This window comes from Bradyrhizobium sp. (assembly GCF_030654605.1).
Taxonomy (GTDB): Bacteria; Pseudomonadota; Alphaproteobacteria; order Rhizobiales; family Xanthobacteraceae; genus Bradyrhizobium.
Window position 1 is genome coordinate 1 of sequence record NZ_JAURXB010000183.1, and the last position, 14,727, is coordinate 14,727.

Consider the following 14,727-nt stretch of genomic DNA (forward strand, 5'->3'; position numbering starts at 1 on the left):
CTCCGCGGCGCAACTCTGCACATAGGGACGGTCGGAGGGGGCTACCATCGGCGGGAAGCGATGCGGCCAGTCCCAGGGAACGTCCTGGGTGTAGGTGTAACGGAAATCGCCCTTGATCGTCTGATTGACGTCGGCCGCCATGGGCGGCTCGCCATAGGACGACGGCCCATAGGCATAGCCTCCAGGCCAGAACGCTCCGGGATGGCCTCGCCGGTGATGCCCTATGCCCGGCGGGCGGTGAACCGAATGCGTCGAAGCAACGCCTGCGCGGGGCCCGGCCTGCGCCGAGCGGGCGAATGAATCGCTTGTTGCAAGCATCAGCACTGCGACGCTGAGGGGGGCGATTAACGCCCCATACATCCGATACGCCATGGCACGCACCTGTTGTTGGTTACTGAGCAGGCCCTGGCGCAGGCTAGGCCGGCCCCCTCGCGCCCACAAATAGATAATTAATGTTTGGTTAAGACGTAATATTGACGGTGGGAACGGCTCGCCTGATGACGGCAAATCACGCTGGTTGTTGCACCGCCGCACGCGCCTTCGGCGTCTTGCCCTTGCCAAAGCTGGCCGCCGATTTCCCCGTCAGCGCCGCCAGCACCAGCGCCACCATGTGGGCGAGCCGCTCGTCCCGGGCTTGCTTGCCCATGAGGTCGCGACCAAAAATCACGCTCAGCGTCGCCGAGTTCGAGAGATAGAAAAAGCACAGCGCCGCGATCGAGATGTAAAGCTGCACCGGATCGACCGCGACGACGAAATCCCCGCTTTCGACGCCGCGCCTCACCACGGTGCGGATCATCTCGACGAACGGCGAGTGCATCGATTTGACCTTTGTCGATCGCTTCAGATGGCGCGCCTTGGCAAGGTTCTCGGTGTTCAACAGCGCGAGGAATTCCGGGTTCCTGATGAAATAATTCCAGGTGAAGCCGATCAGTCGCTCGATCGCGTCGGGCGGATCGAGGTGCTCGAGATCGAGCCCGCGCTCCTCGGCCCGGATCTGCTCATAGGCGCCTTCCAGCACCGCGAGGTAGAGATCGTCCTTCTTGCCGACGTGGTAATACAGCATGCGCTTGTTGGCGCCGGCCTTGACGGCGATCCGGTCGACCCGCGCGCCGGCCAGGCCATGGGCGGCAAATTCCTGTTTGGCGGCCTCCAGGATGCGAAGCCGCATGCCCTCGGGATCGCGCTGCCATTTCAGTGCTTGCTTTGCCTTGGCCAAGGTGGGTGCCCGGTGAGAGTGTGGAGTGCGGATGTAGCACAACCGTCATTGCGAGCGAAGCGAAGCAATCCGGCTTTCTTGCCACGGGAAGGAAGCCGGATTGCTTCGTCGCCTGCGGCTCCTCGCAATGACGGAATGCTCACCCCGCCGCCGTTCGCTCCACCAGCAGCGTGGGGATGCCGCAGGTGCCGCTGCGCACGGTGAGTACCCGCGTGCCCGGCTTGCGGCCAGTGCGCACCTCGGAGACATCGACGCCGGCGGCGGCGAGCCGGGCCCGTGTTGCATCGGCATCGGCGACGCGCCAGCTCAGGCCCCACAGCCGGTCGCGCGTGGCATCGAGATCGTTGCCGGGCCGGTGCACGATCTCGACGACGAGGTCGCCGCAGCGAAAGAACATCAGCCGGCCCCAGTCCGGATGCGAACGGTCGAACCGCATGTCGAGGCCGAGCCGCGCGCCGTACAGTGCTGCAGCCTGTTCGGGATCGCCGGTCGCGACCACGACATGGTCCATCGCGGAGATCGAGGCCACCTCGGTGCGCACCGAGAGCGGGCGCTCCTTCGCCAGTTCGAGGAAGAACAACCGCACGCCGCGCGTGGCATCGGTCGCAGCCCGGGTCCGCTTCCACGACAGCGTGGCGCCGGTCTCGGTATCCTGGCTGTCGGCCTCCGCGACCGGCTCGGGCTTGAGCGACAGTCGCTCCAGCCGGCGATGCATCTTGTCAATATCAATGGTGCGGAAGCACAGACTTGCCAGCCCCTCGCCCTGCTTGGCAATGACGGCGCGGATCCGCTCCGCGGTGGCGCCCTCGCCGGCGGGCGCCATCAGTTCCAGCGTCATGTTGTCGAGCGTGAACAGCACCCGCGCGGCGCCGTCGCCGCTGCTGCGCCACGCCGGCTTACGCGCGAACAGGGTCTGGCAGGAAGCAGCGGCGGCAGCGAGGTCGCTGACCAGAACGACGACGTGGTCGAGCCCGCTGATCATGGAAAAAGTCCACGGGTGTTCTTGGCGGCCCGGACTTTTTCCACGCCGATCGCCATGGCGGCGGTCCGGTGCGGGATGTTGTCGGCCCTGGAGCGCGCCACCATCGTATCGAAAGCGCGGTCGAGGATCTGATATTCGCGCCGCATCACTTCCTCTTCTTCCCAGAACAGCTGCTGCAGGTCCTGCACCCATTCGAAATAGCTGACAATGACGCCGCCAGCGTTGCAGAGGACGTCGGGAATCAGGAAGATTTCGCCCTGACGTTTTTGTAGCACCAGGTCGGCGTCCGGCGTGGTGGGGCCGTTGGCGCCTTCCGCCAGCACCCGGCATTTCAGGTTTTCCGCAACCTTGGCGTCGATCACGCGTTCCATCGCCGCCGGCACCAGCACGTCGCAGGGCAGCGTCAGGATATCGGCGGGATCGAATTGCAGCTGGCTGGAAAAGCCGGCGATGCTGCCGTGCTTGCCGGCGTGCCGCATCAGCGCCGGGATATCGAGGCCGGCGGGATCGTGCAGCGCGCCGGAGTGATCGCTGACCGCGATCACCTTGAGGCCGAATTGCCGCAACTCCAGCGCCGCGTGGGAGCCCACATTGCCGAAGCCCTGGATCACGGCGGTGGCGCCATTCAGGCTGATCGATAATTCATTCAGCACGCGCTTGGCGAGATGCGCAACGCCGCGCCCGGTGGCTTCGCGGCGTCCCAGCGTGCCGCCGGAGGCCACCGGCTTGCCGGTGACGATCTCGGTCACGGTGCGGCCCTGATACATCGAATAGGTGTCCATGAACCAGGCCATCACCTGCTCGTTGGTGCCCATGTCCGGAGCCATCACGTCGGTATGCGGCCCGACGAACGGGATCATTTCCTGCATGTAGCGCCGCGACAGCGACTCCAGTTCGCGCTTCGAAATGGTGGACAGGTCGACGCGGACGCCGCCCTTGGCGCCGCCATAGGGCAGCCCCACCAGCGCGCATTTCCAGCTCATCCAGATCGCCAGCGCCGCCACCTCGCCGATATCGACGGACGGGGCAAACCTTGTGCCGCCCTTGGTCGGGCCGAGCGTGAGGTGATGCTGCACCCGGTAGCCTTCGAACACCGTGATCGAGCCGTCGTCGCGATGGATCGGACAGGAGATGATCACCGCCCGCTTCGGCAGCAGCAGACGGTCGCGCTCGTCCATCGGGATCGACAGATGATTGGCGATCACCCCGAACTGGTTGACCGCCATCTCGAACACCGGACCGGAATAGACGGTCATCGTTCCCTCCCCTTTTGTCCTGCTGGCAGGAACCCGGAGCGGCACAGGCCGTTAGCCCGGCTGCACGCCGACGACACTTCAGCACGGTCGTAGTCCCGCCCTGCGGTTATCTCAAGCGATTAAGGTGGCACGCTTGCGAATAATTTCAGCGAATAATCCGCCATATACGGTGCTAATGTATCGCTGCCGGCCGGGACCACCCCTCAGCCACCACGGACAGATTTATGCAGGCGCTCTTCATCGGACAGACCTATATCGACGTTACCTTCATCACCGACCATATGCCGACCGGCGACGAGAAGCATGTCGCTTCCGCCTACGCGGTCTCGTTCGGCGGCAACGCGGTCACCGCCGCATTCTGCTGCGCCAAGCTCGGCATCATTCCCGACCTGATCGCCACGGTCGCCAATGACTGGCTGGGACGCATGTTCCAGGACATGAGCGCGAAGTACGGCATCTCGATCCATCCGCGCAAGGTCAATTCCTCGTCGCTGTCCTTCATCATGCCGAAGGACGGCAAGCGCGCGATCGTGCGCTGCCGCGACGACGAGCATATCCATCCCTTCCCGCTGTTGAACCTCCGCGGCTGCCGCGCGCTGCATGTAGACGGCCACCAGCCGGACGCCGCGATCCACTACGCCAGACTGTGCCGCGAGGCCGGGATCCTGACCTCGCTCGACGGCGGCGGCCTGCGCACCAACACCCACGAGCTGCTGGAATTCATCGACGTCGCCATCGTCGCCGAGCGGCTGTGCGAGCAGATGGATATGACGCCTGAGAAGATGCTGGATTATCTCAAGAGCCGCGGCTGCCGGGTCGGCGGCGTCACCCTCGGTGAAAGAGGTCTGCTCTGGTATGACGAGACCCGCGCGGTTCACACCCTCCCCGCGCTGCCGATCCCGCGCGAGCGCGTGCTCGACACCAACGGCGCCGGCGACGTGTTCCATGGCGCCTATGTCTATTCCTATCTCGCCAATCCCGGCAAAAGCTGGCACGACCATTTCGAGTTCGCGCGAGCGGCCTCGACCTACAAGATCCAGCGGCTCGGCAACGAAGCCGGATTGCCGACGCTGCCCGACATCGAAGCCGTCAGGCAGGAGTTTGGTGTCCGGGTCTGATCACCTCTCGCATCACCTCTCGTCGGACTTCCTGGGGACAAGGCATGGGTTCCGTATTCGTCGCCGGCAGCATCAACATGGATGTGGTGGCGACGACCGACCGGCATCCCCGCATCGGCGAGACCGTCTCCGGCACCGCGCTGCTCTACTTTCCCGGCGGCAAAGGCGCCAACCAGGCGGTTGCCGCCGCAAAGCTCGGCGCCCCGACGACGCTGATCGGCCGGCTCGGCACGGATGCGTTCGGCGATCAGTTGATGGCGTTTCTCGCCACACAGGGAGTCGACCTGGGTTTCGTGCAGGCAACCGCCGGCGCCCATACCGGAACGGCGGTCATCACGGCAGCCAATGCCGACAACACCATCGTCGTCATTCCCGGCGCCAATGCGCTGGTGAGCGCCGCCGATGTCGCCTCGCCTGTCCTCGCCAGGGGCGACATCGCGGTCAGCCAGTTCGAGATTCCGCTGCCCACGATCGGCGCCTTCTTCAAACGCGCCCGTGCCGCCGGCGCCACCACCATCCTCAATCCGGCACCCGCCGTCGAATTCGACGCCGAGCTGTTCGAACTCGTCGATATCCTGGTCCTCAATGAAACCGAACTCGGCTTCCTGACAAAGACCGAGCTTCGCGACACCGACGATCCCGCGCGCTACATCACGTCCGCGCGTTCGCTGCCGATCGGCAAGGACAGCGTCATTTGCGTGACCCTGGGCAAGCGCGGCGTGCTGGCGCTCGTCAACGGCGAACCAACGATCGTTGCGGGCCGAACGGTGAAGGCTGTCGATACCACCGGCGCCGGCGATTGCTTTGTCGGCGCGGTCGCCGCGCAGCTCGCTGGCGGCAACTCAATAGGCGACGCGCTGGCTTACGCCAACGCAGCGGCCTCGATCTGCGTGCAGCGGATGGGCGCCGCGCCGTCGATGCCGACGGCAGCAGAGGTTGAAATGGAAATCGCTATCTCCGCGAGTCGTCCCCGCGAACGCGGGGACCCATAACCACCGGCTTCAATTACTACAAAAAGTCTCTACCATATTGCCTTACCGCAAGGCCTCAGCGTATGGGTCCCTGCGTTCGCAGGGACGACAGCTATTTCAACATTCCCATGGTGCGCGGCAGCCACAGCGTCAGTTCGGGGATCATCGTGATCGCGATCAGCGACATCATGAGCGGTATCAGCCAGGGTAGAATCGCCATGGTGGTGCGCTCGATCGACAGTTTTGCAATTCTCGACAAGACGAACAGCACCATGCCGAGTGGCGGATGCAACAGTCCGATCATCAGATTGAGCGTCATCACCACACCGAAATGAACCGGGTGGATACCCACCTTGAGGATGATCGGCATCAGCACCGGCACCAGAATGCTGATCGAGGCGATCGGTTCCAGGAAGCAGCCGACGATCAGCAGCAGCACGTTGATCAGGAGCAGGATGATGTATTTGTTGTCGGTCAGCTGCAGCAGCGCCTCGGCGCCGGCTTCCGTCAGGCGCGTCGTCGTCAGCACCCAGCCGAACAGGGAGGCCGCGGCAACGATCAGCAGCACACCGGACGTGGTCTCGATGGTGTCCATCGTAACCTTGTAGAACTGCTTCAGCGACAGCGAACGGTACAGGAAGATGCCGAGCATCAGCGCCCAGGTGCAGGCCGCGATCGCGGCTTCAGTCGGCGTAAACCAGCCGAAGGTCATGCCGCCGACGATGATAATCGGCGTCATCAGCGCCGGCAGAGCCGCGATGAAGGTCTTGAACAGAACGTCCCAGCGAAACGACTGATCGCGGCCCATGCCGTAACGCCGCGCGCAATAGCTGACATAGAGCATCATGAACAGCGTCATGACGACGCCGGGGATGAAGCCGCCGAGAAACAGCGCGCCGATCGAGACGTTGCCCATCATGCCGTAAATCACGAACGGCAGCGACGGCGGAATGATCGGACCGAGCGTGGCGGAGGCCGCGGTGACGCCGACCGCGAATTCAGTGCTGTAGCCGTGGTCCCTCATCGCCTTGATCTCGATGGTGCCGAGGCCGGCGGCGTCGGCAATCGCGGTGCCGGACATGCCGGCGAAGATCACCGATCCGAAGATGTTGACGTGGGCGAGCCCGCCCTTCATCCAGCCGCAGGTCGCCACCGCGAAGTCATAGATGCGGTTGGTGATCCCCGCGGAGTTCATCAAATTGCCGGCGAGAATGAAGAACGGCACCGCCAGCAGCGGAAAACTGTCGAGCCCCCCCGCCATCCGGTGCAGGATCACGAAATCGGGAATCCCCGCGATGAAGTGGGTGTAGAGCAGCGACGAGAACGCCAGCGCGATGAACACGGGAATTCCGGCCAGCAGGGTCGCAAAGAAGACGAAAATCAGGATCGGCATCGGTCAACCCGGCTTTCAATCGGCGTGAATTTGATCGGCGACGTCGGGCGCCCGCCGCCAGCCGTCGCGGGCGTTTCTCCAGACAACCTGGAGCTGGCGCGCCAGCATCATGAAGCAGCCGAGGCCGACGAGGCCGTAGACCAGACTCATCGGCATGTCGAACACGGTCATCGGCTGCGAATGCATGCGTTCGACGATCGTCACCGAAAAATACGCCAGCAGGCCCATGAATCCGAGGGTGATGAAATCGACCAGCGCCAGCAGCGCAGCCCGAACGGGGCCAGGACCCATCAGATTCGACACCAGCTCGACCGCGATATGCGCCTTCTTGCGCGTCACCACCGCGCCGCCGATGAACGCCAGCGACATCAGGCCGTAGCGCGCGATCTCCTCGGTCCAGGCCAGGCTGTCGTTGAGGATATAGCGGGTGAAGAACTGCAGGAAGACGATGAAGGCGAGCGCCCAGAACAGCACGAATGCGATCCAGTCCTCCGGATGGTGCTCGATCACGACCTCTTCGTCCTCGACGACGATCAAATGGACGTCGTCGAGCGGCGTGGCGTTGGTGGATTTGGGGTTGGTGTTCATGGCGGAGAGTCTCGCATATTTCTCGGTGTCGTCCCCGCGAAAGCGGGGACCCATACGCCGCGGCGCCCGGGTGGACAAAAGGTCTCTGCGACCTTGCGCTACCGAAACGACACGGCGTATGGGTCCCGGCGTTCGCCGGGACGACGAGCTGAGAGCTATTACTTCAGCGCCTGCAGGGCGTCGTATTCCGCCCGGCTCCAGCCGGCGCCGGCCGAGGCATCGTTGTGCAGCGGGATCGCCGCCTTCCGGAACGCTTCGCGATCGACCGTGACCACGGTCTTGCCGAGCTTGCGCAGTTCGTCCGCGATCTTCTGCTCGGACTCACGAATCTGATCCGAAGACTTGGCCGCCGCCTGCACCAGCACTTCCTCGAACACCTTCTTGTCGGCATCCGACAGTTTCGACCAGACATGGGTGCCGGTGATGGTCAGCAGCGATTCGATGATGTGCCCGGTCAGCATGACGTGGCTCTGCACCTCGTAGAACTTCTTGGCCATGATGGTGGGCAGCGGGTTCTCCTGGCCGTCGACGGTGCCCTGCTGCAGCGCGAGGTACACCTCGGCGAACGCGATCGGCGTGGCGTTGGCGCCGACCGATTTCGCCAGCATCAGATAGAGCGGCGCCGGCGGCACGCGCAGCTTCATGCCCTTCATGTCCTCGGGCTTCTTGATTTCCTTGTTGGCGGTGACCATGCGCTCGCCGTAATAGGTCAGCGCCACGATCTTGTGCCTGGTCTTGTCTTCGTAGCCCTTGGCGATGTCGCGGAACAGCTTGCTGTCGCGGTAGGACTTCCAGTGATTGAAATCGCGCACCATGAACGGCGCGCCGGAAATCGCCAGCGGCTTGTGGATCGAGCCGGCGAACGACGTGCCGGTGTAGATCATGTCCACGGTGCCGAGGCCGAGACCCTCGTTGATCTGGTTCTCGTTGCCGAGCTGGGACGCCGGAAACACCGAGATTTCATAGCGACCGGAGGTGCGCTTCTTGATTTCCTCGGCGGCCCACAGCGCCTGGGTATGATAGGGTTCGGCGACCTCGTAGACATGCGCCCATTTCAGCTTGGTCTGGGCCGAAGCCGGTCCTGCAATGGCTGCTGCGATGATGAATGCCGTCGACAAGACTGCACGGCGCGTCCAAACGGACATGATTCGCTCCCCTTCAAAATCATTACCGGGACCTCGTTGACGGGCCCTCAGTCGACAACGTCGCCGATATGAAGTTCGGATGCAAGTGGCGGCAAAGCCAACTTAAGTAAGGGCCGCCTTCAGATCGAAACTCAAATCCGCCGCCTGTTCCGGCTCGATCGAACGGCCCAGCGCCAGGATCTTGCGTCCGAACACGTGATCCGACGCGCGGTTGACGGACTCGACGCCGACAAGCTGCCCGGATTTATAGCAGAAGGCCGAGAACGATCGCTGCGCCGGGTCGCCGCGCACCACCACGCGATCGTAGCCGGTGGTCAGGCCGGCAATCTGCAGCTTGTCATCGCCCTGGTCGCTCCAGAACCATGGCAGACCGTCATAGGTCCTGGCATCGCCGGTCAGCCGAGCCGCCACGCAGCGCGCCTGATCGGTGGCGTTCTGCACCGACTCCAGCCGCAGCGAGCCGCCGAAGCGCGGGCTTGCGAACAGCGCGCAGTCGCCGATCGCCGAGATATCGGGATCCGACGTCAGCAATTGTTCATCGACGATGATGCCTGACGCCACCTTCAGGCCGGCCTCACCCGCCAGCTCGACATTGGGCAGGACACCGACGCCGACCACGACCAGGTCTGCCGGTATATGACGGCCGTCGCTGAGGCTGGCCCCGGTGACGCGGCCGCCGTCGCCCTCGATGGCGGTGGCCTGCACACCGAGATGGATGCGGATACCGGCCGCGGTGTGCCTGGCTTGAAAATATTCCGAGATTTCCGCGGTCACCGCGCGCGCCATGACGCGGGCGCCGAGTTCAATCACATCCACCTCGAGGCCCTTGGCCCGCGCGGTAGCGGCGAATTCCAGCCCGATGAAGCCGGCGCCGATCACGACGACGCCCTTCCCCGACGCGATCCGCTGGCGCAACGTCTCGCTTTCATCGAGCGTCCGCAGATAACGCACGTCCTCGAGACCGGCATTGGGAATGTCGAGCAGGCGATTGCGTGCGCCGGTCGCCAGCACCAGGTGCCAGTAATCGAGCGAGGCGCCCGATGCGAGTTGCAACTTTCGCGCGCCGCGATCGATCGAGACGGCGCGATCGGCGATCAATTCAATGGTCTGATCGCGATAAAACTTGTCCGGCCGGAACATCAGGCTGTCCGGCCGTCCCTCACCCTTCAAATAGGCCTTCGACAGCGGCGGTCGCTGGTACGGCAGATGGGCTTCATCGTTGAGCAGGCAGACGCGCCCGGCAAAGCCGTGCTGGCGCAACGACGCCGCGACCTGAAAACCGGCGTGGCCGGCTCCGACAATGACGACCGTTCCCTGCGTCATCGGGACAGCCCAACTGGAAGGGCACAGGGATTACCCATGTCATCTCCTTAATATCAGCCGATTTGGTGCTTGCCCACCTGATCCCGGGCTGCGGCGCTCGTGGCCGCGTCGTGCAGGACGGAGGCATCGCTCGACCTCATGGCTCGTGCATGAGGGCTGGAACAAGCCTCGCAGACTTCGGCGGGATTGTCACCTGTCCCCTTCTGCGATTTAAATGCCCGCGCCCTTAAACCCCCGAGGTCCCCCGCAATGCCGACACCCGATCCGGCGACTGCCTCCCTGCCCGACGATCCGGCGCTGCTCAGGATCGACGGTCCGATCGCCACCATCACGCTCAACCGGCCCGGCGCCTTCAACTCGATCGACCTTTCGATCGCCAAAAAGCTCGAACAGCTCGGCGCCGAGGTCGAGGCCAATGACGACATCCGGGTGCTGGTGATCGAGGGCGAAGGCCGCGCCTTCAGTGCCGGCGGCGATCTGCAGACCATTGGGGCCGCCGCCGAAGCGGACACCATCGCGCCCGTGGTCGGCGAACTGCTCAAACATTATCACGCCTTCATCGAGACCGTCAGGCGGATGCCGAAAATCGTGCTGTCGAGCGTTCACGGCTCGGCGGCCGGCGCCGGCATGGGCCTCGCCTTCGTCGCCGACCTCTGCATATCAGCCGATACCGCCCGCTTCACGCCGGCCTATGCCAAGATCGGCGTCTCGCCGGATGGCGGCAGCACCGTCGGGATGGTCGGCACCGTCGGCGTCCGGCGCGCGTTGCAGATATTTCTCAGCGAAGACAGCTTCTCCGCACAGCAGGCGTATGATTGGGGTCTGGTCGCCAAAGTCGTGCCGGCGGCCGAGCTGAAAGCGGAATCGCGAAAATTCGCCGAACGGCTGGCGCAGAATCCGCCGGCCGCCATCGCGGGCACCAAGTCGCTGGTCTACCAGGCCGCGGTCACCCCGACCAAACAGCAGCTCGATGCCGAGGAAACCAAGATCATCGACGCCATGCACACGGATGATTTTCGCGTGGCGGTGAAGAAATTCACGAGCAAGGGGAAGTAGCGGACGCTCTCTCCCCTCGTCGTCCCTGCGAACGCAGGGACCCATAACCACAGGCGTCAATTATTTCAGAAGGCATCAACCATATCGCTCCCACCGAGAGGTCAACGCGGTATGGGTCCCTGCGTTCGCAGGGACGACGTTGACACTACTAATCCTTCCCCTGGCCGCGCATGAAATCGAAATCGCAGCCTTCGTCGGCCTGCAGGATGGTCTCGTTGAACAGGTGCGCGTAGCCGCGCCTGGCCCATTCCGGCGCGGTGGCGGGCGCCAGCGCGGCCTGCCGCTTGGCGAGCTCGGCGGCATCGACCAAGAGATCGATGCTGCGTTTGGCGACGTCGAGACGGATCATGTCGCCGTTCCGCACCAGCGCCAGCGGGCCGCCGACCACGGATTCCGGCGTGATGTGCAGCACGATGGTGCCGAACGCGGTGCCGCTCATCCGCGCGTCCGAGATCCGCACCATGTCCTTGACGCCGCCGCGCGCCAGCTTTTTCGGAATCGGCAGATAGCCCGCTTCCGGCATGCCCGGCGCGCCCTTGGGGCCGGCATTGCGCAGCACCAGCACGTCGTCGGCGTTGACGTCGAGATCGGGATCGTCGACCCGCAGCGTCATGTCCTCGACGGATTCGAACACCACGGCGCGGCCGGTGTGCTGCAGCAATTTCGGGCTCGCCGCCGAATGCTTGATCACGGCACCGCGCGGCGCGAGATTGCCGTGCAGCACCGCCATCGCGCCCTCCGGTTTGATCGGGCTCTGTCGGGCCCGGATCACATCCTGTCCCGGCACTTCCTCGGCGGCGGCGACGACATCGCGCAAGGTCGCGCCGGTGATGGTTTTGGCATCGAGGTCGATGAGGTCGCCAAGCTGCGCCATCAGTTTCGGCAGGCCGCCGGCATGATGGAAATGCTCCATGTAATGATCGCCCGACGGCTTCAGGTCGATCAGCACCGGCACCTCGCGGCCGAGCTCGTCGAAATCTTCGAGATCGATACGGTGCTCGGTGCGGTTGGCGATCGCGGTGAGATGAATGAGACCGTTGGTCGACCCACCGATGGCCTGCAGCACCACTTGCGCGTTGCGGAACGACGCCTTGGTCAGGAACTCGCTGGGCTTCGGCCCCTTGGCCTTCGCCATCTCGGCCGCGACCTTGCCGCTGGCTTCGGCGGAGCGAAAGCGCTCGGCATGCGGCGCCGGGATCGTCGCGCTCATCGGCAGTGACAGGCCCAGAGCTTCGGTGATGCAGGCCATCGTCGAGGCCGTGCCCATCACCATGCAGGTGCCGACAGACGGCGCGAGCCGGCCGTTGACCGCCTCGATCTCGACATCGTCGATTTCGCCGGCGCGGTATTTCCCCCACTGCCGCCGGCAATCGGTGCAGGCGCCCAGCACCTCGCCCTTGTGATGCCCGACCACCATAGGCCCGACCGGAATGACGACGGTCGGAAGATCGGCGCTGACCGCGGCCATGATCTGCGCCGGCAAGGTCTTGTCGCAGCCGCCGATCACGACCACGGAATCCATCGGCTGGGCGCGGATCATCTCCTCGGTATCCATCGCCATCAGATTGCGCAGATACATCGAGGTCGGATGCGCAAAACTCTCGGCGATCGAGATGGTCGGAAACACCATCGGCATCGCGCCCGCCAGCATCACGCCGCGCTTCACCGCCTCGATGATGTCAGGCACGTTGCCGTGGCAGGGATTGTAATCGCTGTGGGTGTTGGTGATGCCGACGATGGGGCGGTTCAGCGCGTCGTCGGAATAGCCCATCGCCTTGATGAAGGCCTTGCGCAGGAACAGCGAAAAGCCGGCGTCGCCGTAACTGGTCAAACCCTTGCGCAGCCCGTCCGCCATCGTGACTATTCCTTGTCGCCCTGTTTCCCCCCACTTATGAAGTCCGCAGAATTATTGTCAATGTTTGATAATCATCATGGTCGGCCGGTCGAAAATGCCAACCGCAAGCCGCCATTATTGACAATGAACGCCGCGCCGTGCTGACTTGAGCGATTGATCCGAAGCGAGTGCCCATGAAAGCACAGGCGGCGTCACCGGAAATGTCCGCGCTCTCGCGCGAGGAAGAACAGGCCGACGTGATCCGCCGGCTCGAGGAAGACATCATCTTCGGCCGCTTCGCGCCGGGCTCGCGGCTGGTCGAGGACACCTTGATGGCGCGTTACGGCGCCAGCCGGCATTTCGTCCGGCAAGGCCTGTTCCAGCTGGAGCGCCAGGGCATCGTGCTGCGCGAAAAGAACATCGGCGCCACCGTGCGCTGCTATTCCAGCGAGGAGGTCCGGCAGATCTACGAGGTGCGGGAAATGCTGACGCGGCAGACGGCGCTGATGATCGCCCTGCCCGCGCCCGCAAGCCTGATCGAGCAGCTCACCGAGCTGCAGCGGCAATATTGCGTCAAAGCCGACGCGCAGGACCTCCGCGGCATCCATGAAGCCAACGACGCCTTTCACGTCGCGCTGTTCTCCGCCTGCGGCAATCCCTATCTGGTGCGCTCGCTGCAGGATTACATGAACCTGACCCTGCCGATGCGGGCGAAAAATCTCGCCGATGCAGAGGGCCTGGCCCTGTCGCGCCGCCAGCACGAATTCATGATCGAACTGCTGCGTGGCCGTGACAACTGGGCGCTGGCGCAGCTCAGCGTCGACCACATGCAGTTCAGCAAGTCGGATTATCTCGAACGGATCGCGGGGGAGAAGGGCGCAAACTAACGACCGTCACTTCCAGTCGACAATCCTGCTCATGTCGCCATCGAACTCCATGCCGCAAAACGCCCCGCCCTGGTAGAAGTCGCCGACGGGATCGGGCTTGAGTCTGGCCTGCTCGGCCATCGCGTGCTCGCGATGATCCTCGCCGCGGCCAGTCGGGCGATAGCCGAGGTCGTAGGCGCGGTGATTGTCCCACCAGCTACGCTCGTTGTAGGACGCGCCGTACAGAATTTCGAAATGGATGTCGGGATGATCGAGCCCGATCCGGCAGAGCTGCACCAGGTCTTCCGGCTTCAGCCAGATCGAGAGCCGGCGGTGATCCAGCGGCACTTCGCCGAAATTGCCGATGCGCAGGCAGGTGACGCCGAGCCCGTGCTTGTCGGCATAGAGCGCGCCGACCGCTTCGCCGAACACCTTGCTGACGCCGTAGCGGCTGTCCGGCCGCGGCGTCACATCGGTGCCGATGCGGTGATGGCGCGGATAGAAGCCGACCGCGTGGTTCGACGACGCGAACACCACGCGCTTGACGCCCTTTTTGCGCGCGGCCTCGAACAGATTGTAGCAGCCGATGATGTTGGACTGGTGGATCTGGTCCCAGGTGCCTTCCACCGAATGGCCGCCAAAGTGCAGGATGCCGTCGACGCCCTCGCAGATCGCCTCGACCTGCGCGAGATCCGCCAGATCGGCGGTCTTGAATTTTTCGTTCGCGCCGAGATCGTCCGGCGCCTTCAAATCGCTCAGCAGCAGGTCCGGATAGACCGGCGGCAGCAGCTTGCGGAGGCTCGTGCCGATGCCGCCCGCGGCGCCGGTCATCAATATGCGTGGCATTTCATTTCCTCGTTCTTATGATTTGAGACGAGTATGGCGCGCTGAATGCGATGCAACAAGACTCTCTCAACGTCATTGCGAGGAGCACTTGCGACGAAGCAATCCAGCTTTCCTGCCCGTGGCGCGATGGATT

The 14,727-nt window shown here is 63.9% G+C and carries 13 protein-coding genes; 4 read left to right on the forward strand and 9 right to left on the reverse strand.

Annotated features, from left to right (window positions below; all coding sequences use genetic code 11):
• Positions 1 to 508 precede the first annotated feature (508 nt).
• The 3 genes from Q7U29_RS16610 to Q7U29_RS16620 all read right to left on the reverse strand — a co-directional run bounded on the left by Q7U29_RS16610 (position 509) and on the right by Q7U29_RS16620 (position 3,454).
• The gene (locus Q7U29_RS16610) at positions 509 to 1,216 is read right to left on the reverse strand and encodes a TetR/AcrR family transcriptional regulator (RefSeq protein ID WP_304743289.1); all 708 of its coding nucleotides are present in this window, start codon (positions 1,214 to 1,216) and stop codon (positions 509 to 511) included.
• A 139-nt stretch (positions 1,217 to 1,355) separates the two neighbouring features.
• The gene (locus tag Q7U29_RS16615) at positions 1,356 to 2,198 is read right to left on the reverse strand and encodes a VOC family protein (protein ID WP_304743291.1); all 843 of its coding nucleotides are present in this window, start codon (positions 2,196 to 2,198) and stop codon (positions 1,356 to 1,358) included.
• Positions 2,195 to 3,454 (reverse strand): Glu/Leu/Phe/Val dehydrogenase, encoded by a 1,260-nt coding sequence (locus Q7U29_RS16620; RefSeq protein ID WP_304743293.1) that lies wholly within the window; start codon positions 3,452 to 3,454, stop codon positions 2,195 to 2,197. The genes Q7U29_RS16615 and Q7U29_RS16620 overlap by 4 nt, the downstream gene beginning before the upstream one ends.
• 224 nt (positions 3,455 to 3,678) lie before the next feature.
• Here Q7U29_RS16620 and Q7U29_RS16625 point away from each other — a divergent pair, with 224 nt between their 5' ends.
• Both Q7U29_RS16625 and Q7U29_RS16630 read left to right on the forward strand, forming a co-directional pair.
• Positions 3,679 to 4,572 carry a sugar kinase gene (locus tag Q7U29_RS16625; protein ID WP_304743295.1) on the forward strand — a complete coding sequence of 298 codons (894 nt, stop codon included), beginning with the start codon at positions 3,679 to 3,681 and terminating at the stop codon, positions 4,570 to 4,572.
• A 44-nt stretch (positions 4,573 to 4,616) separates the two neighbouring features.
• Positions 4,617 to 5,564: a ribokinase gene (locus Q7U29_RS16630; RefSeq protein WP_304743297.1), complete on the forward strand. Its 948-nt coding sequence runs from the start codon at positions 4,617 to 4,619 to the stop codon at positions 5,562 to 5,564.
• Between the two features lie 91 nt (positions 5,565 to 5,655).
• Here the strand turns inward: Q7U29_RS16630 and Q7U29_RS16635 are convergent, their stop codons facing one another.
• From Q7U29_RS16635 to Q7U29_RS16650, 4 genes are all read right to left on the reverse strand, one after another.
• Entirely contained in the window at positions 5,656 to 6,936 is a 1,281-nt protein-coding gene (locus Q7U29_RS16635; protein WP_304743299.1) for a TRAP transporter large permease, read from the reverse strand.
• A gap of 15 nt (positions 6,937 to 6,951) precedes the next feature.
• On the reverse strand, positions 6,952 to 7,524 hold the full coding sequence (locus Q7U29_RS16640) for a TRAP transporter small permease (protein ID WP_304743300.1): 573 nt from the start codon (positions 7,522 to 7,524) through the stop codon (positions 6,952 to 6,954).
• Between the two features lie 158 nt (positions 7,525 to 7,682).
• Positions 7,683 to 8,669 (reverse strand): sialic acid TRAP transporter substrate-binding protein SiaP, encoded by a 987-nt coding sequence (locus Q7U29_RS16645; protein ID WP_304743302.1) that lies wholly within the window; start codon positions 8,667 to 8,669, stop codon positions 7,683 to 7,685.
• A gap of 102 nt (positions 8,670 to 8,771) precedes the next feature.
• Entirely contained in the window at positions 8,772 to 9,992 is a 1,221-nt protein-coding gene (locus Q7U29_RS16650) for an NAD(P)/FAD-dependent oxidoreductase (RefSeq protein WP_304743304.1), read from the reverse strand.
• 249 nt (positions 9,993 to 10,241) lie between these two features.
• Here Q7U29_RS16650 and Q7U29_RS16655 point away from each other — a divergent pair, with 249 nt between their 5' ends.
• Complete coding sequence (locus Q7U29_RS16655; RefSeq protein ID WP_304743306.1) at positions 10,242 to 11,048, forward strand: enoyl-CoA hydratase/isomerase family protein; 807 nt, start codon at positions 10,242 to 10,244, stop codon at positions 11,046 to 11,048.
• 148 nt (positions 11,049 to 11,196) lie between these two features.
• Here Q7U29_RS16655 and Q7U29_RS16660 read toward each other — a convergent pair whose 3' ends face one another.
• Positions 11,197 to 12,903 (reverse strand): IlvD/Edd family dehydratase, encoded by a 1,707-nt coding sequence (locus Q7U29_RS16660; RefSeq protein WP_304743308.1) that lies wholly within the window; start codon positions 12,901 to 12,903, stop codon positions 11,197 to 11,199.
• Positions 12,904 to 13,103: 200 nt separating this feature from the next.
• On the opposite strand from Q7U29_RS16660, the gene Q7U29_RS16665 reads away from it, so the two are divergent.
• Positions 13,104 to 13,769, forward strand: a complete 666-nt coding sequence (locus Q7U29_RS16665) for a GntR family transcriptional regulator (protein ID WP_370691769.1) — start codon at positions 13,104 to 13,106, stop codon at positions 13,767 to 13,769.
• Positions 13,770 to 13,775: 6 nt separating this feature from the next.
• On the opposite strand, the gene Q7U29_RS16670 is transcribed toward Q7U29_RS16665, so the two are convergent.
• Positions 13,776 to 14,594, reverse strand: a complete 819-nt coding sequence (locus Q7U29_RS16670) for an NAD(P)-dependent oxidoreductase (protein WP_304743312.1) — start codon at positions 14,592 to 14,594, stop codon at positions 13,776 to 13,778.
• Positions 14,595 to 14,727 lie beyond the last annotated feature (133 nt).